The organism is Chryseobacterium sp. PMSZPI (assembly GCF_002835665.1).
In the GTDB taxonomy this organism is placed as follows: Bacteria; Bacteroidota; Bacteroidia; order Flavobacteriales; family Weeksellaceae; genus Chryseobacterium.
The window spans coordinates 32,049-54,535 of sequence record NZ_PIZV01000033.1; the positions used below are offsets into that span (position 1 = coordinate 32,049).

At 34.6% G+C, this 22,487-nt stretch carries 21 protein-coding genes; 5 read left to right on the forward strand and 16 right to left on the reverse strand.

Annotation, left to right across the window (positions count from 1 at the left end; translation table 11 throughout):
• Window positions 1-429: 429 nt before the first annotated feature.
• The 4 genes from CW752_RS06780 to queG all read right to left on the reverse strand — a co-directional run bounded on the left by CW752_RS06780 (window position 430) and on the right by queG (window position 3,567).
• Complete coding sequence (locus tag CW752_RS06780; protein WP_101238997.1) at window positions 430-882, reverse strand: SRPBCC family protein; 453 nt, start codon at window positions 880-882, stop codon at window positions 430-432.
• Window positions 883-934: 52 nt separating this feature from the next.
• Window positions 935-1,582 carry a murein L,D-transpeptidase catalytic domain-containing protein gene (locus CW752_RS06785; RefSeq protein ID WP_101238998.1) on the reverse strand — a complete coding sequence of 216 codons (648 nt, stop codon included), beginning with the start codon at window positions 1,580-1,582 and terminating at the stop codon, window positions 935-937.
• A gap of 3 nt (window positions 1,583-1,585) precedes the next feature.
• Complete coding sequence (locus CW752_RS06790; protein ID WP_410493635.1) at window positions 1,586-2,263, reverse strand: TIGR02117 family protein; 678 nt, start codon at window positions 2,261-2,263, stop codon at window positions 1,586-1,588.
• Between the two features lie 365 nt (window positions 2,264-2,628).
• Entirely contained in the window at window positions 2,629-3,567 is a 939-nt protein-coding gene (queG, locus tag CW752_RS06795) for a tRNA epoxyqueuosine(34) reductase QueG (protein ID WP_101239000.1), read from the reverse strand.
• A gap of 96 nt (window positions 3,568-3,663) precedes the next feature.
• Here queG and CW752_RS06800 point away from each other — a divergent pair, with 96 nt between their 5' ends.
• The 3 genes from CW752_RS06800 to CW752_RS06810 all read left to right on the forward strand — a co-directional run bounded on the left by CW752_RS06800 (window position 3,664) and on the right by CW752_RS06810 (window position 5,897).
• The gene (locus CW752_RS06800) at window positions 3,664-4,872 is read left to right on the forward strand and encodes a PorT family protein (RefSeq protein WP_101239001.1); all 1,209 of its coding nucleotides are present in this window, start codon (window positions 3,664-3,666) and stop codon (window positions 4,870-4,872) included.
• Between the two features lie 74 nt (window positions 4,873-4,946).
• On the forward strand, window positions 4,947-5,246 hold the full coding sequence (locus tag CW752_RS06805) for a rhodanese-like domain-containing protein (RefSeq protein WP_101239002.1): 300 nt from the start codon (window positions 4,947-4,949) through the stop codon (window positions 5,244-5,246).
• Between the two features lie 30 nt (window positions 5,247-5,276).
• Window positions 5,277-5,897, forward strand: coding sequence for a hypothetical protein (locus CW752_RS06810; protein ID WP_101239003.1), 621 nt, complete (start codon window positions 5,277-5,279; stop codon window positions 5,895-5,897).
• 170 nt (window positions 5,898-6,067) lie between these two features.
• Here the strand turns inward: CW752_RS06810 and CW752_RS06815 are convergent, their stop codons facing one another.
• Both CW752_RS06815 and CW752_RS06820 read right to left on the reverse strand, forming a co-directional pair.
• Window positions 6,068-6,904, reverse strand: a complete 837-nt coding sequence (locus tag CW752_RS06815) for a GLPGLI family protein (protein ID WP_101239004.1) — start codon at window positions 6,902-6,904, stop codon at window positions 6,068-6,070.
• A 43-nt stretch (window positions 6,905-6,947) separates the two neighbouring features.
• The gene (locus tag CW752_RS06820; RefSeq protein ID WP_101239005.1) at window positions 6,948-7,736 is read right to left on the reverse strand and encodes an alpha/beta fold hydrolase; all 789 of its coding nucleotides are present in this window, start codon (window positions 7,734-7,736) and stop codon (window positions 6,948-6,950) included.
• A gap of 373 nt (window positions 7,737-8,109) precedes the next feature.
• Between CW752_RS06820 and CW752_RS06825 the strand changes: the two genes are divergently transcribed.
• A complete protein-coding gene (locus tag CW752_RS06825; protein ID WP_101239006.1) occupies window positions 8,110-8,775 on the forward strand; it encodes a hypothetical protein in 666 nt (221 codons plus the stop codon).
• Between the two features lie 53 nt (window positions 8,776-8,828).
• Here the strand turns inward: CW752_RS06825 and CW752_RS06830 are convergent, their stop codons facing one another.
• The 8 genes from CW752_RS06830 to CW752_RS06865 form a co-directional block, all read right to left on the reverse strand.
• The gene (locus tag CW752_RS06830; RefSeq protein WP_228401651.1) at window positions 8,829-9,818 is read right to left on the reverse strand and encodes an NAD(P)H-dependent flavin oxidoreductase; all 990 of its coding nucleotides are present in this window, start codon (window positions 9,816-9,818) and stop codon (window positions 8,829-8,831) included.
• Window positions 9,819-10,026: 208 nt separating this feature from the next.
• Window positions 10,027-11,397: a peptidylprolyl isomerase gene (locus CW752_RS06835; RefSeq protein WP_101239007.1), complete on the reverse strand. Its 1,371-nt coding sequence runs from the start codon at window positions 11,395-11,397 to the stop codon at window positions 10,027-10,029.
• Between the two features lie 87 nt (window positions 11,398-11,484).
• Entirely contained in the window at window positions 11,485-12,408 is a 924-nt protein-coding gene (locus CW752_RS06840) for a PfkB family carbohydrate kinase (RefSeq protein ID WP_101239008.1), read from the reverse strand.
• Window positions 12,409-12,435: 27 nt separating this feature from the next.
• A complete protein-coding gene (gene gldD, locus CW752_RS06845) occupies window positions 12,436-12,993 on the reverse strand; it encodes a gliding motility lipoprotein GldD (RefSeq protein WP_101239009.1) in 558 nt (185 codons plus the stop codon).
• Window positions 12,994-13,037: 44 nt separating this feature from the next.
• Window positions 13,038-14,072, reverse strand: coding sequence for an A/G-specific adenine glycosylase (gene mutY, locus CW752_RS06850; RefSeq protein WP_101239010.1), 1,035 nt, complete (start codon window positions 14,070-14,072; stop codon window positions 13,038-13,040).
• 72 nt (window positions 14,073-14,144) lie between these two features.
• Window positions 14,145-14,603, reverse strand: a complete 459-nt coding sequence (locus tag CW752_RS06855) for a hypothetical protein (protein ID WP_228401653.1) — start codon at window positions 14,601-14,603, stop codon at window positions 14,145-14,147.
• Window positions 14,604-14,677: 74 nt separating this feature from the next.
• Complete coding sequence (locus tag CW752_RS06860) at window positions 14,678-16,039, reverse strand: DUF5458 family protein (RefSeq protein WP_101239012.1); 1,362 nt, start codon at window positions 16,037-16,039, stop codon at window positions 14,678-14,680.
• A 20-nt stretch (window positions 16,040-16,059) separates the two neighbouring features.
• A complete protein-coding gene (locus CW752_RS06865; protein ID WP_185117588.1) occupies window positions 16,060-16,506 on the reverse strand; it encodes a type VI secretion system contractile sheath small subunit in 447 nt (148 codons plus the stop codon).
• 372 nt (window positions 16,507-16,878) lie between these two features.
• On the opposite strand from CW752_RS06865, the gene CW752_RS06870 reads away from it, so the two are divergent.
• Window positions 16,879-17,925, forward strand: a complete 1,047-nt coding sequence (locus CW752_RS06870; protein ID WP_101239014.1) for a hypothetical protein — start codon at window positions 16,879-16,881, stop codon at window positions 17,923-17,925.
• Window positions 17,926-17,988: 63 nt separating this feature from the next.
• Here the strand turns inward: CW752_RS06870 and CW752_RS06875 are convergent, their stop codons facing one another.
• Complete coding sequence (locus CW752_RS06875) at window positions 17,989-20,085, reverse strand: M13 family metallopeptidase (protein WP_101239015.1); 2,097 nt, start codon at window positions 20,083-20,085, stop codon at window positions 17,989-17,991.
• Between the two features lie 283 nt (window positions 20,086-20,368).
• The gene (locus CW752_RS06880; RefSeq protein WP_101239016.1) at window positions 20,369-22,426 is read right to left on the reverse strand and encodes a M13 family metallopeptidase; all 2,058 of its coding nucleotides are present in this window, start codon (window positions 22,424-22,426) and stop codon (window positions 20,369-20,371) included.
• Window positions 22,427-22,487 lie beyond the last annotated feature (61 nt).

The window sequence follows — 22,487 nt, forward strand, 5'->3', positions numbered from 1 at the left end:
TTGATTATCAAACCTCTGTTGTATAATGCAGATAGGTTTATCATAATATAGAAGCCACCTTTTCGGGTGGCTTTGTTCATTATTATGGATCGTTGTGTGGCTTAGAATATTTAGATCTGTTTAATTTTAAAATTTAACGCAAAGGATTTCTATTATCTGGTGTTGTATTTTAGGAAGCAAAGAGCTGAATCAATTGTATTGATTCTTTCTAAGCGTACGCATATCTACATTGCTTCATCAGCGACTTTTGTCGCTTTCTTAGCTCCCTTATCAATAATGAATTGTATCTTATCTTTGCGTCTAAATAAAACTTCAGTGTAAACTTAGAGTAATAAAAAGCTAATTTACTTTCCTTTTAAATTAACCAAACTTTTTGTCTAGTCCCCAACTTTTGAGACTAATCCACTATTATTAATAGTAAATTCCTATCTAAAACAACCTACTCAATACCCTGAAACGATAATCGAAAATATAGTCCAATTTCTTTTTAACAAAAAGATGATGCGCTATATCCCCGAGAAAACCCATGGGAAGTTCATAATCAATGGTATCTCTCATTAGAACACCATTTTCATTAGGAATAAATTCATGATGATGATTCCATAGTTTGTACGGGCCTTTCTTTTGAAAATCAATAAAACTTTTCCGGAAATCTACTTGGGTAATTTCGGTTTGCCATTTCATTTTAATTCCGAATAATGGAGAAACATAGTAATCAATGATCATCCCTTGATAAATTTCATCATCATCCATTTTTGTCAGCACAATAAACCCCATGTCTTTCGGAGTAATTTCTGAAAGATTGTTTGCTGAAGAAAAGAATTTCCAGGCTGTTTCTATATTACAATTGAGCTGTTGTTCACGAAAAAGGGTATGTTTCATAGGGCAGAATCAGTTAACATGATTGTTATGAAAGCAAAGGTATAACAAAGGTTTAATTATAGATCCACATCAATACCGGTTTTTCTGATTTCTGAATCATCGGATCTATTTCCTTCATGGCGTTGTTGGAAACAGTAGGACATCCCCATCCTTCAGGAGATCCGTTCGGGAAAGTTTCAGTATCACTCATCAGATTCCACGAATGAAAGACAATAAATCTTTTTAAAGCATTACTGTTGGTTTCTTCAAGACCGTGCATCTGGTATTTGATATTGATTCCCCAGTCGCTATAGCCTCTTCCTTCCAATTTATACTTTCCTAAAGATGAAAGGTGGCTTCCATCTTCATTACTGAATCCCGGATTTGCTTTAGAATCATCTTTACTCCAGGAATTGGAACCGCATCCATGCCCTACCAGATATTTTTTCGAAATCTTATTATTTTTAAAATCCCAGACAAAAAAACGGTTAACACCGGAGTGAAGGCTCATATCAATGAGAATACAGAAATCTTTATTAAGATTCTTTGAAGCACAGAATTTAAATGCTTCTTCCGCTTTTATTTGTAATTTAGAAAAATCAGCTTCAGGTTTCTTTTCTACAGCTACTGGTGTTTCTATTGTTCTTACTCTATTATTTTTTCTTTCCTGAGAACATGAACATATCCAAAAGATGATGAAAAATAAATAAACCCTCTTCATGTATTATTTATAGTGTTGAAAAATCCCAAAATCAGATGGTGTCCAAAGAGCCGCTTTCTGTCCTGCTGCTTTTAAAGCGTTATTCGTCCACGTATTACAGGTGTAAAGGAAACTATAAGTTCCTTTCGCATCATAGAAGGCGTCATTGTCACCATAAACTGCATCGGTGGGAATCAACATAAAATTTCCATTCTGATCCCTGTCAAACTTGGCTTCAACATATTTCACAAGGCTCTCATACTGTGCTCTGCTTATCATAATCATTTTACAATCCTCACCTTCTTTCATACTTGTATAATAAGTGCAATGCATTGCTGAATCGCTTAACCAAAATGCAGCTTTGACTGCGGTTGAAAATTTCAGATCAGCCCACGTAGGGGTTTCCAGATAAAAACCTTTGTCTCCCCATCCTATCCCAATATAATTATAATCTGTTCTTTTGGATTTTGTATTAGCGAAAGGGATGCTTAAGCTCCAATCTTTAAGATCTGTTTTTACAGGCATTACAATATCAGTATGTACACCATTGGTAAAGATGTAAATAGGAATTTCTTTCTTTTGTCCGTCATCTTTTGCTGAAACAGGAATAAAGGGGATCAATAATCCAAGAAGTACATAAATGATTACTATTCCTAAGATTACTCCCAAGATTTTTAAGATATACAATAAAATACTTTTCAAGGTCATGTTTTTTAATAAAATTTAATCTACAATTTTTGGTAAAAGTATTTGTTTTAATCGAAAAAATGACTATATTTAGTTACGAAATATTCACAAATATGCGTAAAAATACCAAGTCACAGAAAAGATTTAAAGTAAGAGTAAAAACGGCTCCAAAAAGAATACAAAAAAGACGTTGATTTTCGGTGAGATTTGATCTCCTGAAAGTCAATTTTTCTTTTTAGGAAAAGCCTTTCAAGAAACTTACATTTATAAATCTTAACCTCCTTAAAATGAAAAATTTAAGGACTGGTCGTTTATCAGCTTTAGTTTGGAACTCCACAAAATTCCAAATAAGGAATTGTCACCACAAGTTTAGGATAAAATCAGTCTGAAGATTTCTGTAAAAACTCAATATTTCTTTTCAGGCCTGCAAATTTGGTTCTTTTCACCGGTGATTTTCTGAAAATCTCAGAGAAAATTTCCTGAGTAAGCTCCTTCCATTCTCCTTTTTTAAAATTTTTAAGCGCTTCATTAGGTGTGAATCTGCTTTGTTGGTGAGGAGCTGAGAATCTATTCCAGGGGCAAACGTCCTGGCAGATATCACATCCGAACATCCAGTCTTCCATCTTATTTTTAAAATGATCCGGAATTTCATTTTTCAACTCAATAGTTGCATAAGAGATACAACGGCTTCCGTCAATAATTTTTTCAGAAACAATCGCATCTGTAGGACAAGCATCTATGCATTTCCTGCAAGTTCCGCAATGATCCGTTGTTTCATGATCAGGGATAAGGTCCAAGTCACAGATAATCTCGGCCAGAAAGTAAAAGGAGCCATTCTGCTTGGTAATCAGGTTAGCGTTTTTCCCGACCCATCCTATTCCGGATTTCCTGGCCCAGCTTCTTTCTAAAACCGGCGCCGAATCTACAAAAACCCGAAATCCGAACTCTCCTATTTCCTCCTGTAATTCTGCTACCATTTCAAGAAGGATTTCTTTGATCACCTCATGATAGTCTTCTGCATAGGCATATTTTGAAATTTTAAAATTCTCCAGTATGGAAATTTTTTCTTTCGGAAAGTAATTGTAGGAAAGTGAAATAACAGATTTAGAACCTTCTACCAATAGCCTTGGATCGAGTCTTTTATCGAAATGATTTTCCATATATTTCATTTCGCCATGGCAGTTGTTCTTAAGCCATGCTTCCAGGCGCGGTGCATCTTCCTCCAAAAAATCTGCTTTAGAAATACCACAACTTTGAAATCCAAAACTTTTTGCCTTAGATTTTATCAATTGGGAGTATTTTTCTGCGCTTAGATTCATAATTTCACATTGCAAAACTAAGATTATTTTATAAATTTGCCATTTTTAAAATAATTCTATTAAAAGCAACAGAATTTAATAAACTATTAAATAACTATGAAAAAAATTGGTCTTTTAGCAGGACTTCTTGCTGCAAGTACATATTATGCACAAATTAAATTTGAAAAAGGATATTTCGTAGACAATTCCGGTACTAAAAAGGAAGTTCTCATAAAAAACGTAGACTGGAAAAATAATCCTGTAGATTTTGAATACAAAACAGATGAGTCCTCAGAAATAAAAAAGGAAAGCATCAATAATGTCCAGGAGTTTAGCATTGATGGTGATCAAAAGTATGTAAGAGCTACTGTCATGCTTGACCGTTCTTCCACCAACTTAAACGCAATGTCCGACAAAAGGGACCCTGACTTTAAAAAGGAAACTCTATTCCTTAAATATATCATAGAAGGAAAAGCAGACCTTCTGTATTATGAAGATGGTAACAACAGAAGTTTTTTTTATACCTCAGAACAATCGGAACCGGAACAGCTTATTTATAAATCCTACTATATCAATGAATCTACTATAGGATATAATGAAGATTTTAAAAAACAGATTGCTCAACATTTGAATTGTAATATTAAAGGAGAGCAAATTCAAAGTACTCATTACAACAAGAAAGATCTTACGAAAATTTTCGCTCAGTATAATGAATGCTCAGGAGGTTCAATTACAGATTACGGAAAACAAAATGCAAAGAAAGGGCTCTTTCATCTTAATGTAAGACCGGGCGTTAATTTTTCCAGTCTTAGTTTGAATGCTATTCATACGAATGATGCCAAAATCGATTTTGGAAATTACACTTCATTTAGAATCGGATTGGAATTTGAATATGTTCTTCCTTTCAATAAAAACAAATGGGCTCTTTTTACTGAACCTACCTATCAATACTATAAAGGGAATGTAGAAGCTATTGAGAATGAAGGAAGTTACTTTGAAAACAAATACAATATTACTGCAGATTACAAATCTATAGAGCTACCCATCGGAGTAAGGCATTATTTCTTTTTAAATGACCGCTCAAAAATATTTATCAATGCTGCCTATTTACTGGATTTTAGTATGAATTCATCTATAGAATTCAAGCACTCAAATCTAGAAATATCAGCGGTAAGTAATTTCATATTTGGGGCAGGATATAAATATAATGATAAATTCAGTGCTGAAGTCAGAGTAGGGACATCCAGAAATCTACTTCGTAATTATGTCTATTTAAGTTCAGATTATACCAGTGTATCCTTTATATTGGGGTATACTCTTTTCTAAAACTAAAACCGAAGGAAAGTTTCAAAAAAAATTACGTACTTTCGTTTATAATTTAATGTTTAAAATAAACAATTATGTCTTTAATAGAAGTAATACAATCTGGAAACTATGAACTGATCGACGTTCGTGAGCCAATGGAGCTTGAAATGGACGGAAATATAGACGGAGCAAAGAATATTCCTCTGGGTGAAGTAGAAGACAGACAAGATGAGATTTTATCCATCGAAAAACCTGTTATCTTATTCTGCAGAAGTGGAAACAGAAGTGGAAAAGCATTGGAATATCTTACTCATCAAGGATTAAAGGACGGCTATAACGGCGGAGGCTGGGCTGAGCTAAAAGCTGTTCTGGAAGCAAATAAGGGAACTTTTTAAAAGTTCCTTTTTTTTATCTTTTTACGCATCATGAATCTCAAAAATCAATTTGAACGTCTTTGTTCACTTTCCACAGAAGATCACGGCTTAATAAAGAGACTTTGGAACGAAATTGAAACCAAGTATACTGAAAAAGGCAGATACTATCACAATCTTTTCCATTTGGAAAATATGTTTCAAGAGCTTGAATTTGTAAAAAATGATATTTCCAACTTTACGGCCCTATCTTTTTCTGTGTTTTATCACGATATTATTTATAGCGCTACTTCCAAATCTAATGAAGAAAATAGTGCCATAACAGCAGCATCAAGACTTCAGGAACTCGGAATAAGCCAAGATGAAACACAGGTCATCTCAGCACAAATTCTAGCGACCAAACAGCATTTACTATCCGAAGATCATGATATCAATTATCTTTTGGACGCTGATCTCTCCATTCTTGGAAAAGACTGGAAGACCTATCTGGATTACACTCAAAAAATCAGAAAAGAGTATTCTATTTATCCGGATCTACTTTATAAGCCGGGAAGAAAAAAAGTACTGAAGCACTTTCTTGAACTTGAGAACTTATTTAAGACAGATTATTTCAAAGAAAAATATGAAGTGCAGGCAAGAAAGAATATTAAGTCTGAACTTTGCTTGTTATCATAAAAAAGAGGCAGAATCTCAAAAGTGTCATTCTGAATGAAATGAAATGCAGTGAAGAATCTCATATAATTGGTTGTCAAAGAGATTCTTCCTGCGTCAGAAATCGAAGATTCGACGTAGTCAATGACAAAAGCCAAATTATTTGACTTTTGAAACAACCTCTTTTTTATTTTCTACTGATTTTTAATTAGATCAATTTCGATAATATTATTATCTTTCTTTACCTTTTCTTTCTCCAGCTGCTCTACTTCTTTTACCATTTCTGCTCCGGTGCGAAATTTTCCCGAAGCATCTAGTTGATCAGGAATTCTTCCTTCTATATACAGTCGTCTTATATCAGCACCAGGATCTTTTCTATACTGTAAATATTTTTTTTTAAACTCAGCCAAAGAAAATTCTACCTCATTCATGTATCCATACTGCTCGGGATATGAATACTTATCCGATAAGTTGGATATTCCAACTAATTCGAAAACATGACTTTTTGTTGTATCTTCCATCTTTACAATAAGCCCGGGAAGTCCATTAAACTTATAAGGACCATCTTGAATAGGAATATCTTGTGTAAACCATGTTGTCCATTTTCTGCCCCCAAAATCCAGGGAAGCCTTTTGAGCATTATAGTGTAAGAACTGCTGTTTATCTCCAAGTACTTTCCAATCCATTTTTCTATCATCATATACTTTCATTCTCATTGTCGCAGAGCTTTCCAATTCTTTGTAAAAAACTTTGCCATCTTTTTTTTCTATAGTGTACAATAAAGTCAAATCCCTGGGAGGGATAATCATTTTTCCTTTATTTTGCGGAGCAATCAGTGTGGAATCTAACACATATTTTCGCTGACTAAAAAATGAAGAAGTACCATTAACCACATCCAGAAACATAAACTCTTTAATAGCATGAGCTTTATTGGTAGAATCCGGAATAAAAGTATATTGATAAATAAACCTTTTATTCTGTGCGAAGATTAGTTGTGAAAAAAGGCAAAGAATAAAAATAAAATGTCTCATAAAAATATTTCGATTTAATGACGCTTAATATACATTTAATAATCTATCTGCAAAAATACATTGATAAGCTTTTAATAAACTCCTCTACTTTATTCATTACCAAATCTGGAACTTCTTTATGAGGAGTATGTCCAATATCTGGAATAATATATTTCTCTGTAGCCCCCTTTACCTGAGTAACTGTTTTTTCAACCTGATCTAAGGTCCCGTATTCGTCAGTTTCTCCTTGAATAAATAGTAACGGACAGACGATATCTTTCAAAAGATATTCAATATTCCAGTTTCGGAAATCATCCCGGGTCCAGGTTTCCGTCCAGGCTTTGAAAAGGGTTTCAACCTTGTCACCGTGGTATTTTTGTAAGCGTTCTGCAAGGTTTGTCGTTTTATAAGCCTCCCAGGCATCATAGATTCCTTTTAGAGTAACCTCTTCCACAAAAATATGTCCTGCTTCACAAACAACGGCCTCTACTCTTTTCGGATACTTTGCAGCGGTGATCAAGGCAATTGTTCCTCCATCACTGTGTCCGAACAAGATTGGCTTATTAATATTGAATTCGTTTAATAACTCATTCAGCAGATCTGCTTCTAATTCCATATAATGTACCGGTCTTTCATGGGTATGCATAGGAGCTGATTTTCCATATCCTAAACGATCATATACGAGGATATTACATTGTGTTGTTTCTGATAATTTGATTGGAAAATCTCTCCAAAGTTGTGCTGATCCTAAAGAATCGTGTAGAAAAACAATTGTCGGTCTGTTTTCAAATAAATTATTGTATTCCACATAAAGACTTTTACCTTCTACATTTACTATCGTATTCTGTACCATAAATTTTCTTCAATTCTTTTTTGTTAAGTCTTATTTTCAAGACTTCTATTCTTACAAAATTACCAAAAAGCAATATGAATTAGGTTAAAATTTTAATCCATTTTAAATCCAATCAAGTTATAGATGTACTGATTAAATTTTAATTCTCTTTTTTTCAATCACTTATCTATTTATTAAAAAATTAACATAAAGTCTCCAAATAGTGAACAATAAAATAAGACACCACTAAGGGTTTTAAATATTTAAAAATAATAAAAGAAAAACTGAATTAAATACAAAAATAAGTTTAAAAGAATAGATATATCACAAATTTGAGATTATTGTGCTTATTATATATTTGCACTCGTAAACAAAAAATACAACAACAATACCCATGAAAAACACATTAAAGATTTCTTCTTTAGCTTTATTAGCTCTGGTCAATTTTTCTTGTTCTACAGACAGTGATATGACTACAGAAACACAACAGGCAGCATTGGCAAAATCATCTGTGGACAATACTAACCCAACAGATAGATGGACAACTATAAAAACAACTGTATTGGTTGAAAGTCAAACAGCTAATGAGCTTTTTCCTTTTGAGCCCGTTACCATACCAAGTAGACCAAGTTCAATTGGCATTATTTATGGAAACGTTCGCCTTCACCTTGATCTTCAAAGAGATGGTAATTTAGTTTTATATGCCAGTCCTGTTAAATGGGATGGTCCCGAATATCCTAAGACTCCCGTTCTATGGGCTACTAATACAGTAAATACTGTCGATGGAAATAACGGACCTTACTTAAGTGCACAGACAGATGGCAACTTGGTTTTATATAAAAAAGCTCCATACAACGCTGAAAATGCCGTATGGGCAACCAATACCGTTGCAGGAAATGTAACGAATCCAAGGTTTAAACTACAAATTGTTCAAAAGAAAGAAGCTATTACAGGACATTCTGAATATTATGCCACTTTTATTCTGGAAGGGAATAACTCTGAAAGACATGAAATCGTAGTAACTAATATCACAGATATTTATAATGGCTATAAATCATAGTAATAAAGAAAAGATCGCTCCTTTGAGCGATCTCTTTTTATCTTTTATATAGCTTAGAAACTTGGCATTTTTGTTTCTTCAAATTCTTTCAATAAATGATTGAAAACAGTTTCTACCGGCAGAATATCATCAATTAAAGCAGAAACTTGTCCTATTTCCAGCTCGCCTTCTTCCATATCCCCTTCAAACATTCCTTTTTTTGCTCTGGCTCTTCCTAGTGACGCTATTAATGCTTCTTTATTTCTTCCACTTTGGTAAATCTCTTCCAATTCGTTAAAGAATTTATTCCTAACCATTCGCACAGGAGCCAATTCTTTTAGTGTAAGATGTGTATCTCCTTCCTGTAACTCAATGATTTTCTTTTTCCAGTTTTCATGGGCGCTGGCTTCAGTCGTTGCGGCAAAACGGGAACCGATCTGTACTCCATCAGCCCCTAAAATCATTGCGGCTTTCATTTGCGAACCTAAGGCAATTCCTCCTGCTGCAATCAACGGCTTAGAAATATGTTTTTTCACATTAGGAATCAAACAAAACGTTGTTGTTTCATCTCTTCCATTATGCCCTCCGGCTTCAAAACCTTCGGCAACAATAGCATCTACACCCGCATCTTCACATTTTACTGCAAATTTGGTAGATGAAACTACGTGAGCAACCTTCAATCCCTCTTTTTGTAAAGTTTCTGTATAAGTTTTGGGATTTCCGGCAGATGTAAAAACGATTTTAACTCCTTCTTCAAGAATGATCTGAACGATTTCATTGATATTAGGATACAACATAGGAACATTCACCCCAAAAGGTTTATCCGTTGCCTGTTTACACTTTTGAATATTTTCCCTTAAAATATCAGGATACATGCTTCCTGCTCCTATCAATCCCAATCCGCCACAATTGGAAACTGCCGAAGCTAATCTCCAACCGGAATGCCAAATCATCCCTGCCTGTATAATTGGATATTTTATATCGAAAAGTTGTGTAATTCTATTTTGACCGGACTGCATATCATGAAGTTTTTTTGCTGCGTTGAAATCTATAAAATTGCTCATGCGTAAAAATACTAAAAAGAAAGATTTTACGGGAAAAATTTTAACTGGAAAATTATATACTATCAACCACAAATCGAAAATCAGACATAATCAAAAAATCATATGCAAATATCTATGAAAATCTGCTGTGTACTCTTTTAATTTGAGCATTTTACATATAGCTAATTTATGCACAAAAAAACCTTCAGAAATTCTGAAGGTTTTAATTTTATTTTTTAATTGATTCTTTCTTCCAATTGGACTTGAAATTACAATTATCATAACGTCCGTCAATAGAGATAAAAGTCGTTGGCAGTTTAGAGTTTACAAACTTTTCAACCATTTCATTCTTCTTTTTATTCAGCGCCATCTGTTTGATTCTGCTAAAGTCTGTTTCCAGCGTAATTTGGTGAGCAGGGATAACATCATCCAGTTTAATAATCTTAACAACTTTTCTTCTGTTGTCATCGTCTTCAAAAGCAGTTGTAATATCTCCTTTATTTAAACCGGCTAATTCATAACTGATTGATCCAGGAACACTTTCTCTTTCAATTTTATCAGAACCATCTCCGCCCGGGATTACTCCTGCGTTGAATTTAGTTCTTTTATCATCTGAGAATTTGAAGGCTGCATCTTTAAATGTCATTTTACCATTCATAACCAATCCTCTGATACTATCTAATTTTGCTTTTGCCGTTTTGATCTCATCATCTGTCGGTGTAGCTTTTAACAAAATATGTCTTGCATCATACACTTTACCGGATCTCTTCAACAATTGAATAATATGGTATCCGAATTCAGATTCTATAGGTTCAGAAATTTCATTATCCTGAAGATTTAATGCCGCAGCTTCAAAAGGCTTCACCATCTGCCCTTTTGTAATGTTTTTATACAAACCTCCATTGGAAGCAGATCCTTCATCTTCAGAATAAATTCTAGCCTGGCTCTCAAAGCTTTCACCTCCGAGAATATCCTTCTTGATCTTTTTCAATCTATTAATTAAGTCTTGCTTGTGGGTCTCACTTAATTTAGGATACATCATGATTTGCGCTAAAGTAACCTCATCTTTTACCTGTGGCAACTGCATTTTATAAAGGTTATAAAAATCAGTAACTTCATTTGGAGTCACGTCGGCTTTATCAGTAACTCTTTGATATTTTGCTTGTCCGTAATATTGGTCTATATCTATCTTTTCGATAGCGTTTTTCATTTCATAACCATTTCTGAACTTATAAGCGGCAAGCATTGATTTTTCGTCCGGAAATTGAGAAAGCAACTGACGGTATTTTGCATTAGCCTGTTCTTTGATCGCTGCAGAACGGTTTTCAATAAGCGTATCTTTTTTTGCTTCGTATACAAGAAGTTTATTGCTGATCAGACTTTCTAAGAACTCACATTTATCTGTGTTGTGAGAAGCTCCTTGCTGTTTTGCATAATTCATCTGTTCATTTACATCAGATTCCAAAACAATTTCATCTCCAATAACAGCAGCAATACCATCCACTAAATCTCCTTGTTTTATCTGAGCATTCATCATATTTGAAGAGAATATCATCATGAAAACCCCAAGAAGAAAAGTGATTTTTAGTTTATTTGTCATTTTACTATTTTAAACAAGTTGCAAATTTAGAATTCTTAACGAATTTTACTCAATTTTTTATTATAAATATTTCTTAAAAAGACTTATTTACTGCAGCTCCACATCAAATGTCGTCAATTCCTTGAATTGTCTCAATCTGCCAAACATATCAGCTTCCTGCACTTCCTGAATCCTTTCTGTTCCGAATTTTTCCACTGTAAATGATGCCATTGCAGAACCTACGATCAATGCAGACTTCATGGTATCAAAATCGAATTTCCCTTTTTTAGCAAGGTAAGCAGCAAAACCTCCTGCAAAAGTATCTCCAGCACCTGTCGGGTCGAAAACTTCTTCTAATGGCAACGCCGGAATAGCAAATACTTTATTGTCATGGAAAAGTAAAGCTCCGTGCTCGCCTTTTTTAATGATTACATATTCAGGACCCATAGTGTGAATCTTTTTAGCAGCTTTTACTAAAGAATATTCTCCTGAAAGTTGTCGTGCCTCTTCATCATTAATCGTGATTACATCAGTTTTAGCAATCATATCCATTAAAATATCCAATGCACAATCCATCCAGAAATTCATCGTATCAAGGATAACAAGCTTAGGACGCTTATTCATTTTCTCAAGTACTGATAACTGAACGCCAGGGTGTAGGTTTCCAAGTAATAAAATCTCAGCATCCTGCATTGAATCCGGGATTTTTGGATCAAAGTTTTCCAATACGTTTACTTCTGTAGCCAAAGTATCTCTGGTATTTAAATCGTTATGATATTTTCCTGACCAGAAGAATGTTTTTCCTTCTTTTACGATTTCAATTCCTTCGATGTTTACTTCTCTGTCTGTGAACATGTCAAGATGTTCCTGTGGAAAGTCTCCCCCTACTACAGAAACGATACCGGATTTAACGCCTAAAATAGATGAAGTGATCCCAATATAAGTGGCTGCACCTCCTAAGATTTTATCCGTTTTACCAAATGGAGTTTCGATTGCATCAAATGCAACACTTCCTACAACTAAAAGTTTCATATATTTTTCAATGTATTTTAAAAAGAATTATTTTTTCCATTCAAAAGTATCCAGCAGATGTTTCATATCGTTTTTGATATAGTTTACTGCAGGAGCTAAAGAATCGGGTTTAGGTCTTGAATTAAAGTATAAATAAGCAGTAACGAAATGCTTCGTACTGTCTGTAATATAAAATTGGAGATTAGAAGCACTTTGCCCTTTAAGCTCATAGAAATTTCCATAAACTTTTTTTTCCGGGTACTCAAAGGATTTGGTATCTATTGCACTTGCTTTGATCGTATGTTCATATACCATTTTTTCTGCTTCTTTGATGTGCTCAGCAAAGTCATTTTGTATCGGATAATAGGTAACAAAAACCTTAGCCTTCATTTTTGGATAATTCAAATAGTACCAGCAAGGTTTTTTGGCTGCTGTAATGTTTGCAAAATTTGAATATTCAAAAGTATAAGCACAATTGTTTTCAAACTTTTGATATTTCGGTGCAGGATATTCAAGACGCAGTTCTCCGTAAGGTTTCGGGACCGGGTCTTTTCCACATGAAATTAAAAGCAGCGATATAAAAATAAAAATGACTTTTTTTATCATTTTGCAAAAGTACAAATTAGATTTCAGATTTCGGAAGACAAATTTCAGTCTTTCAGAGAGTTTTGAATGTAATTTTCGAGAGGCTTGGGGAAGGATTTTTCATGGGATCCCTCAATATCTGTAATGAGGTATTGATTTTCAGCTATAAAATCATTCCAAACCTTGACAGAGGTCACTTTTACATTAAATATTTCAATGCTTAAGTTTTTGTGAGTCAACTTATGATTAACTGTTTTGGACCCGATGATATAGGGTTCCATTTCACTTGGAATGGATGATGGAAATTCAAACAATTTTTTCCAGATAAAATCATCTCCTCTCTGACGGATGAGAAATTGCTCATCTTTTTGAACAAAATAATAAGTCAGAGCAAGATCTTCAGCTTTTACCTTTTTTGTTTTTACAGGATAATCGGTAACCTTTTGCAAAGAAAAAGCCAGGCAGTCTTTATGGATAGGACATTCTTCACAAAGAGGATTTTTAGGTTTACAGATTTCTGAACCAAGATCCATCATAGCCTGATTAAAATCGCCCACGTTTTCCGGCATAACTAAGGTTGCCAGTTCTGAAAAATAGGTAAACGCTTTTGAACTTGAAATATCAAAATCATCTGCAAAAAGACGACTCAATACACGGTAAAAGTTCCCATCAACAGCCGGCATTTTCCCTCCAAAACAGATGCTTGAAACAGCAGCTGCCGTGTATTTTCCGATTCCTTTTAATTTTAAAATGTCTTCATAGTGGGAAGGAAATATCCCTTGATAATCGGTCATAATCTGCTTAGCAGCTTTATGAATATTGATGGCTCTGGAATAATAGCCTAGTCCTTTCCAATATAGCAATACTTCATTTTCTTCCGCTTCAGCCAAAGTTTTTACATCCGGAAATCTTTTAATGAAATTGTTATAATGATTTAATCCCTGATTGATTCTCGTCTGTTGAAATACAATTTCACAAATCCAAATTTTATAAGGGTCTTTCGTCTGTCTGAAAGGCAGATCTCTCGCATTATTCTTATACCACGCCAAAAGCCTGTTTCCTACATGAAGAAAGTTTGAGGCTACACTATTTTTTTCCAAAAAGCTTTATCTATTTAACTTTTGAAGAATCTTAGTCTTCATTTATTTTGAAGGAACAAAGATAAGCTTATTTTATTTTTTCTTCACAGCATATACCGGAGCTGATTTCAGCCACTGATATTTAAGATTTCTATCTTTGGCAATGAGACGATAGCCTTCAAGGTTTTTCAAATAGACGTACATAGAATCGCTTTTCAATTTTAGCCTGTATGGCGATAAAAACTGAACCGGGTATTCTATAGTGGAATCCCTTACGGTTTTTAATACCTTTCCGGATCTTACTTTATAGATAAAAAATGGCTTTCCTCGTCCTTTTGAACTGTCTGCCAACTTTACATCTGAGCTTGCAATAACCAGCTCACTGCCTTCAAAACACTCATCCTCATTCATAATGTAGGCCTTCCCTTCCTGGCGTTCATCAGCAAATAAATCGTTTTCGTATTGGCCCGGGCTTTGGTATTTTTTCTCACAACTTACCAAAAACACCATCAATAAGACGGGCAATACAATGGCAAGTTTTTTATTTATCATAATATTCATAGGTATTGGTAGAAAAAAACCGATGTAAAAATTGCATCGGTTTTTGTTATTAAAAATAAGTCTTTTTATTCTTGAGAATATTCTGCATCCCACTCGTTACCATCATCTCCTTTGTGTCCGTCTAATTTAATAACGAAACTTTTTGTAGGGAAATATGGGGTCATACGGATATCAAGCCATACTCTGTCTTTATTCACTCTATCCTGTTCGAAACGAACGATTTTGAATTTCTCGATCAATTTGTCCGGTCCTTTGATATTATCTAGGAAAGTTACAATTTGTCTTCTCAAATCATCTTCATTTTTAGCATTCCAGTTTTCAAAAGCTCTTCTGTTCAGGAAGTCTAATAATACTTTGGTTACATAGTCGAATACACGAACTACGGAATATGTTTGAAGACCGATATTATCTCCTGTGAATAATGTTTTCGCAGAGAATGCCATGATCTTTCCGTATTCGTTAACCATCGGAACAAGACCCATTTTTTCTAATTGAGAAATTTCACTTTTCTTCAATTCGAATTTCACAGCGTCTACTTCGTTGATGTTACCATGTTTTTTACCTGCTGCTACCTGAGACATCAGGGTTTTATGAATTTTCCCGGCTAATGAAGTGGAAGGTGGAAGTTCTACGTTTTCTTCTTCTCCTACTTCTTCAGCTTTTCCACGTCCTACCAGCCAGTTACATGTCATAATCACGTTACTTCTGTGAAGCTCGCCTCCGGTAAGGTTTGCGGAATGAAATAAATCTACAACATCATCCGGTTTATCAAGGTTGGCGAAGTCTGTAACCATCATTACTTTGTTCTCGTTACAGATTTTTGCCCACTTTTCAATCACCTTATTAGATCCTAAATATCCTGGTATGGCAAGAATTGAATAGTTATCTCTAAGATCCAAACGGTCATAATAGTTTTTAAATTCTTCAGAAATAGCATCAATGAATAAAGGATTATCCAAATCTGAAACCTGTTCAAGGCTTGCATTAACAATATTTACGTTATCCACTTTGTCCAATTCTGTATTTTTGTAGAATTGAGCAACAGTTCTATAGTTGGTTTCCAACATACGAACGGCGTCGAGTGTATTTTTTAAATTTGTTTTTAAGTTCTGATCAGCTTGTTGTGCTTTATTTTTGCACGTTTCAGCCATTTTATCTGCAGGTTCGTTACCTTCCAAAAGACTTACCCAAAGATTAATCTTTTGAAGAAGTTCTTTTCTCTCGTCTGCTTTATTGCTGTCGTTAAGGAAAATTTCCTTTCTTGCTTTTCTTGTTGGGTTCATATTGGCAATACCGTCTACAACGGATTCAACAAAGCCAAAACCTCCTATTTTATTGAGCTCTGCAAGCGGGTTCCCTTTCGGTTGCCCTGAGTGTTGCTGCTGTCCCTGCTGCTGGCTTTCCTGTGCCTGTAATTTGCTATCCATGATTTAATGTAAGTCTTTAATTATTTTTCAAGTTCTTGTGCTACATCCTTCAATACCTCAATGAACGCAGCTCTTGTCTGATCGTTCTCCAACATATTTCTTAGAATTTTATTTGTTTTCAGCTGACGTACAATTTTGTTGTACTGCTCCTGCTCCATGCTCAATTGTTGCAGATAATCTGACTTTTGAGTAAGGCTTTTAGGAGTGAAGTCCGCAAGATTTTGAAAACGGAATTCTTCTTCCACTACACCACCATCTTCTGTTTCGTGTTGTACGGATACAGAAGGCTGGAAATGTTTGAAAACGTCTTCCACAGTTTTTAATCCTGTTACAATTTCAGGGGTATAAGATTCGTCTGTTGTAAGTTGGCTTACTATCAGTGATTTATTTTCTTGTATTTCCTGAATAGCTTCATTAGCGTCTACTTTTACCTCGTTTCCGCCAACACCATAGTTAAACATTGCCATATTATTATTATTTTGAGATTTACGATTTTGATTTGGATCTGTTTCTGAGTAATTTACAGATGAATTAAATAAATTACCAATCCAGTGTTTAAATTTAAAAAAAAACTGTAACATACAAAATTTTGTCAAGATTTTTCTTGAGTTATTTAACTTTATCTATAATTATTTAACATGAAATCACTCTCTTACGATGTCACTAAGCTATGAAAAATAAATAAAATAAATCATAAAAAGATAAAATAAAAACTTTAAACACTCTGCTCTTATAAAAGTACCCAACCTAAATTAAAATATTCCGAATTCAGATTAAAATATTAAATCATTCAGCATGAAGAAAAATATTCTTTATATTTAAACAAAGCAAACAGAATCATGAAGGATGTAAAAATAGCCTTTAGAAAACCAATATTTCCAGTTTCAGAAGCATTACAACAATATTTGGAGAAGTATAACAGAACCACCAAAATTCATTTTCTGTATGAAGATCTTTTAAGGTTTAGTGATAGTGTGAGGATTCTGGATAAAGAAGGCAAAGATACTTTATGGCTTGGAGTATTGTATTCTGAATATGAATTTAAAGAAATCGAAGCCAATTTAAATAAGATTTACACCCTCCTTCATTCCGACGGAGATGAAGCTACTTTACCCTATCTGAAAGTAGACACAATCGACTTTTGTACCTTCGGAAATTCTAAACCGTTCCGAATTCGGGTAAGAAATATTCTGAATGATAATTATACTAACTTTTATATTAAACAGGCGGATGCTTCCCGCATATATGGGCTGGAGCTCGAAGATCTGCTTTCTCCCAACCGAATCAATTTTCTGATATATCGAAATACTTTAATAGAGGAACATATTTTGGGAATTCCCGGAGATGTCTTTATTCAGAAGCATTTATCCAATTGTACGGAGTTGGAAAAAGCTCAGATTTCCAAAGAATTTGTGAAATTCAATGAACGTTGCCTCATCGGACTTCTTGGCGACATGCGTTCTTATAATTATGTTGTTATTCCTATACACGACTTTGACCAGGTAATTTACAGAATTCGCCCTATTGATTTTGATCAGCAGACTTATGAGGGAAATTTGAAAGTCTATCTTCCCCAGTATTTTAAAGAAAATAACCCAATGGTAAACATGGTCCTGGAAAAACTAAAGCCCAGTTCTATAGAGCAGTATCGTAAGGAAGTGCGTTCTCAAATTGTAAAAAGAGTGACCAGCAGCAAAAACAGATTCGATGAGCTCATCTCCATTATGAAAAAAGAAAATATTGCACCGGAAGCCAATGTTATAGAACTAAGAACTGCTTTACAAAAACTCACTTATGATGTGAATTTCAAATATTGCAAAACGATGGGAGATATTATAGAAACCGGAATAAAGTTTGTCATCCGGAATTATAAAAAAGCATATTAAAAGAGAATCCGTCTCACATTTCATGGAGACGGATTCTTTCTTTTCTAACAATTTTTGGTAAGGTTACCAAATTTTTATTCTGTCCTGAGGAGCTTTATACATTTTATCCCCCGGCTTAATATCAAATGCTTTGATAAATGAATCCTGGTTTACCAGTGGTCCAAATGCCCTGAACGTTCCAGGAGAGTGTGGATCCGTTTTCACCTGGTTGATCATATATTGATCGGTTGCTTTTGTTCTCCAAACCGTCGCCCAGCTCATAAAGAATCTCTGATCCTGAGTAAATCCGCTAATCTTACCCGGATTTCCTTTATCTTTAAGATACATCTGAAGAGCATCATATGCTACCGCTACTCCACCTAAGTCACCAATATTTTCTCCACTTGTAAACTTACCATTTACAAAGCTGCCTTTTACCGGTTCATAAGCACTGTATTGAGCTGCCAATTCTCCTACTTTTGCATCGAAATTTTTACGATCAGCATCTGTCCACCAGTTATTAAGATTTCCATCTCCATCAAAACGGGAACCGCTATCATCAAATCCATGAGAAATTTCGTGTCCGATTACCGCACCAATTCCTCCGAAATTCACTGCTGCATCTGCTTTAGGATTGTAAAAAGGAGGTTGTAAAATCGCTGCAGGGAATACGATCTCATTGTTTGAACCGCTATAGTATGCATTTACCGTTTGTGGCGTCATTCCCCATTCTGTCTTGTCAACAGGTTTCCCTATTTTATCCAGATTTTTTTGATATTGCCAAGCAGCAACATTCTGGAGATTAGAATATAATGTACCTCCTTGTTTTGGAGATTCCACTTTTAATTTTGAATAGTCTTTCCATTTATCAGGATAAGCGATTTTCACAGTAAATTTGGACAGTTTTTCCTGAGCTTTCACTTTTGTTTCAGGAGACATCCAGTCTATATTTGCAATATGGGTTTTGAATGATTTTAAAAGATAATCAATATACGTTTCCATTTGCTGTTTTGCCTCAGGAGTAAAATATTTTTCAACATATAACTTTCCAAAAGCCTCACCAAGCACACCATTTACAAGACTTAACCCTCTCTTATTCATTGGGCGTTGTTCTTTTTGTCCTTGCAGATATTTTGAATAAAAATCGAATCTGATCTGCTCCAAATTATCATCTAAGTTGCTTGCATTTCCGTTAATTAAATGATATTTCAAATAATCTTTTAATAAAGGAAGATTTTTCTGCGTCACAAACTGATCCATATTCTGGTAATATTTCAATTCTCCAATGATCACTCTGTCTGTATTCACATTGGCATCTTTCAGATATTTTGCAAGGTCAACATTCTTCACCAGACCTGATAGTTCAGATACATTTTTAGGATTATACCTTAGATTGGCATCTCTGTTCTGCTCAAGAGTTAATAGATTATTAGCCAGTTGTTTTTCAAAGTCTACGACATTCTGTGCTGCCTGAGTTGAATTCTTATATCCTAAAACTCCGAATAATTTACCCACATAAGTCTGATATTCTGCTAAAGTTTTAGTGTTTGCTTCATTCACTTTTTGGTAATAGTCTCTTCCTAATCCAAGATCAGGTCCGCCCAGATATACTGCATTCATTTTAGAATTCTTCATATCGGCACCTACTCTCCATCCATAGAAGGAATTATCACCTAATTTTGTTGCTTCTAAAAGGTATTTTTGTAAATCATTAAGATTTTTAATAGCATCTATTTTTGCCAAATCTCCTTTGATAGGAGCTAAACCTTCTGCATTCCTTTTATTGGTATCCATAAAAGAAGCATATAAATTTTGTATTTTTTGTCCTTCTGATCCTTCTGAATAGGATTCAGTAAGAATTTTGTTTAAGATATCCAATGAAGCATCATCTACATTTTCTCTCAAAGCATTGAAAGACCCCCAGCTTGCTTTATCTGAAGGAATCTGAGTGGTTTTCACCCAATTTCCGTTCACATAGCTAAAAAAGTCATCCTGCGGACGGACATTTGTATCCATATAAGATAAATTGATTCCCTCCTCTTTCACTTCTTCTTTTACCGGTTTTACCACAGTGGCCGTAGCATCAGCTTTTGTATCTGTCCCTGCAGTCTTCGCCGCACCACACGAATTTAGAAATACAATACCCGAAAGGGCAAGTATTCCAATATTTAGCTTTTTCATTAAAGATAATTTTTGATTTTACACAAACGTATCAAATATACAAACTTTAACGATAAGTGATAAAGGGTAATTGACAAATGATGAAAAGTCTTCAATAATAGCGTTTAAAATACGAGACGAAAAAGACAGGATTAGATATAAGTTGATAACACTTAATTTTAAGTTTCGGCTAAAGCCATACGATTTTAATTTTTTATTGTAAGCGGACTAAAGTCCGCTCCTATTGATATATTTCTCCTTCATTAAAAAACAAAAACCGTTCATTGCTGAACGGTTTGCATTTTTACCAGATTTTAATTCTGTCTTCCGGAGCTTTATATAATTTGTCTCCTTTTTTCACATCGAATGCTTTATAGAAAGAATCAACATTGATCAGCGGACCGAAGCTTCTGAAATAACCCGGAGAATGCGGATCTGTCTTCACTTGGTTGATCATGTATTTTTCGCTGGATAAAGTTCTCCAAACAGTTGCCCAGCTTAGGAAGAATCTCTGATCCTGAGAGAATCCACTGATTTTTCCAGGGTTTCCTTTATCTTTTAAATACATTTGAAGAGCGTCGTAGGCAATGTTTACCCCACCTAAGTCAGCAATATTCTCACCATTTGTGAATGTACCGTTTACAAAAGTACCTTTCACCGGCTCGTATTTGTCATATTGAGAAGCAAGAGCTTTTGTAGCCTTTTCAAAGTTCGCTTTATCTTCAGGAGTCCACCAGTCTACCAAGTTACCATCTGCGTCAAACTGCGCCCCAGAATCATCAAATCCGTGGCTCATTTCATGACCGATAACAGCTCCGATTCCTCCAAAGTTTACAGCTGCATCAGCCTGAGGGTTGAAGAATGGAGGTTGAAGAATAGCTGCTGGGAATACAATTTCGTTGTTTACCGGGTTGTAGTAAGCGTTTACCGTTTGTGGAGTCATCCCCCATTCTGTTTTATCAACCGGCTTACCAATTTTAGCTAAGTCTTTATTGTACTGCCACTCGGAAACGTTCTGAAGGTTTTTATATAATGTTCCTCCTTTAGCTTCAGGAATGATTTCTAATTTCGAATAATCTTTCCATTTATCAGGATAAGCTACTTTTACAGTGAATTTATTCAATTTCTGCATTGCTTTTTCCTTAGTGGTAGCGGACATCCAAGCTAAGTTGTTGATATGAACAGCAAAGCTTTTCTTTAAATAATCGATCAGCTCCACCATTTGAGCCTTAGCTTCTGCAGGGAAGTATTTCTCAACATATAATTTTCCGAAAGCTTCTCCAAGGTTTCTGTTGATTACCTCAAAACCTCTCTTGTTAAGGGCTCTTTGTTCTTGCTGGCCTCTTAAATATTTTCCGTAGAAAGCAAACTTCATATCTCCTAATTTTTCGCTTAGGTAAGAAGCGCTTCCATTGATCATATTAAACTTTAAATAATCCTTGATTAAAGGAAGATTTTGTGCGTTCACCAATTTATCGAAGTTTTTATAATAACCTAATTCTCCGATAATCACTTTATCTGTATTTACTCCAACTTTTTTAAGATAAGCAGGAAGATCAATACCTTTTACCAAAGCAGAAAGTTCTGCCATCGTCTTAGGGTTATACTGAAGCGTATTATCACGGCTTTGCTCGTTGGTCAAATAAGTTTGCGCAATGCTTTTCTCATATCCAACAATTCCTTTTGCTACTTCATCAGCATTTTTATAGCCTAACTCTTTTAACATAGAAGCTACATATTTTTGATATTCAGCAATAGCTTCTGTGTTTTTGTCATTAACTTTTTGATAATAATCTCTTCCTAATCCTAAAGAAGCGTTTCCTAAATAAACAGCATTCATTTTAGAATCTTTAAGGTCTGCATCGATGCCCCATCCATAAAGAACGTTTTCCCCTTCTTTTGTCACAGAAACCATATAGTTCTGAAGGTCTGCAAGGTTTTTGATTGCATCAATTTTATTCAGGTTTTCCTGGATTGGTTTGATACCGTCAGCATTTCTCTTCTGCATGTTCATATAAGTAGCATACAGGTCCTGGATTTTTTTACCTTCACTTCCATCCGTAAACTTATCTTTCAAAAGAGAATTCAGAATGGTCATGGAATTGTTATCCGTATCCTCTGCTAATTTATTGAAGCTTCCCCACGTTGGCTTGTCGGACGGAATTTTAGCTGTTTTCATCCAAGTTCCGCTCACATAGTTATAAAAATCATCCTGTGGACGTACTGAAGTGTCCATCAAACTAAGGTCTAAGCCTTTATCCGTACTATTAACAGCTGTTTTTACAGCTTTTGCTTGTGCACTCATGGTAGTTTGAGAGCAGATCCCTGCTATTAGAAACAAAGAAAGCGTTATTTTTTTCATTATGATAACAATTTATGGAATATGTATAATTTATTTAGTATTTGTTACTTTTTTGAGAAAC

Bases quoted from the DNA above. Each gene is read 5' to 3' on its own strand.
- CW752_RS06810 (WP_101239003.1), top strand. From the start codon at position 5,277: ATGAATCTCAAAAATCAATTTGAACGTCTTTGTTCACTTTCCACAGAA.
- CW752_RS06835 (WP_101239007.1), bottom strand. From the start codon at position 11,397: ATGACAAATAAACTAAAAATCACTTTTCTTCTTGGGGTTTTCATGATG.
- CW752_RS06805 (WP_101239002.1), top strand. From the start codon at position 4,947: ATGTCTTTAATAGAAGTAATACAATCTGGAAACTATGAACTGATCGAC.
- CW752_RS06820 (WP_101239005.1), bottom strand. From the start codon at position 7,736: ATGGTACAGAATACGATAGTAAATGTAGAAGGTAAAAGTCTTTATGTG.
- CW752_RS06780 (WP_101238997.1), bottom strand. From the start codon at position 882: ATGAAACATACCCTTTTTCGTGAACAACAGCTCAATTGTAATATAGAA.
- CW752_RS06855 (WP_228401653.1), bottom strand. From the start codon at position 14,603: ATGATAAATAAAAAACTTGCCATTGTATTGCCCGTCTTATTGATGGTG.
- CW752_RS06830 (WP_228401651.1), bottom strand. From the start codon at position 9,818: ATGAGCAATTTTATAGATTTCAACGCAGCAAAAAAACTTCATGATATG.
- queG (WP_101239000.1), bottom strand. From the start codon at position 3,567: ATGAATCTAAGCGCAGAAAAATACTCCCAATTGATAAAATCTAAGGCA.
- CW752_RS06825 (WP_101239006.1), top strand. From the start codon at position 8,110: ATGAAAAACACATTAAAGATTTCTTCTTTAGCTTTATTAGCTCTGGTC.
- CW752_RS06800 (WP_101239001.1), top strand. From the start codon at position 3,664: ATGAAAAAAATTGGTCTTTTAGCAGGACTTCTTGCTGCAAGTACATAT.
- CW752_RS06865 (WP_185117588.1), bottom strand. From the start codon at position 16,506: ATGGCAATGTTTAACTATGGTGTTGGCGGAAACGAGGTAAAAGTAGAC.
- CW752_RS06815 (WP_101239004.1), bottom strand. From the start codon at position 6,904: ATGAGACATTTTATTTTTATTCTTTGCCTTTTTTCACAACTAATCTTC.
- CW752_RS06875 (WP_101239015.1), bottom strand. From the start codon at position 20,085: ATGAAAAAGCTAAATATTGGAATACTTGCCCTTTCGGGTATTGTATTT.
- CW752_RS06860 (WP_101239012.1), bottom strand. From the start codon at position 16,039: ATGGATAGCAAATTACAGGCACAGGAAAGCCAGCAGCAGGGACAGCAG.
- gldD (WP_101239009.1), bottom strand. From the start codon at position 12,993: ATGATAAAAAAAGTCATTTTTATTTTTATATCGCTGCTTTTAATTTCA.
- CW752_RS06870 (WP_101239014.1), top strand. From the start codon at position 16,879: ATGAAGGATGTAAAAATAGCCTTTAGAAAACCAATATTTCCAGTTTCA.
- CW752_RS06880 (WP_101239016.1), bottom strand. From the start codon at position 22,426: ATGAAAAAAATAACGCTTTCTTTGTTTCTAATAGCAGGGATCTGCTCT.
- CW752_RS06840 (WP_101239008.1), bottom strand. From the start codon at position 12,408: ATGAAACTTTTAGTTGTAGGAAGTGTTGCATTTGATGCAATCGAAACT.
- CW752_RS06785 (WP_101238998.1), bottom strand. From the start codon at position 1,582: ATGAAGAGGGTTTATTTATTTTTCATCATCTTTTGGATATGTTCATGT.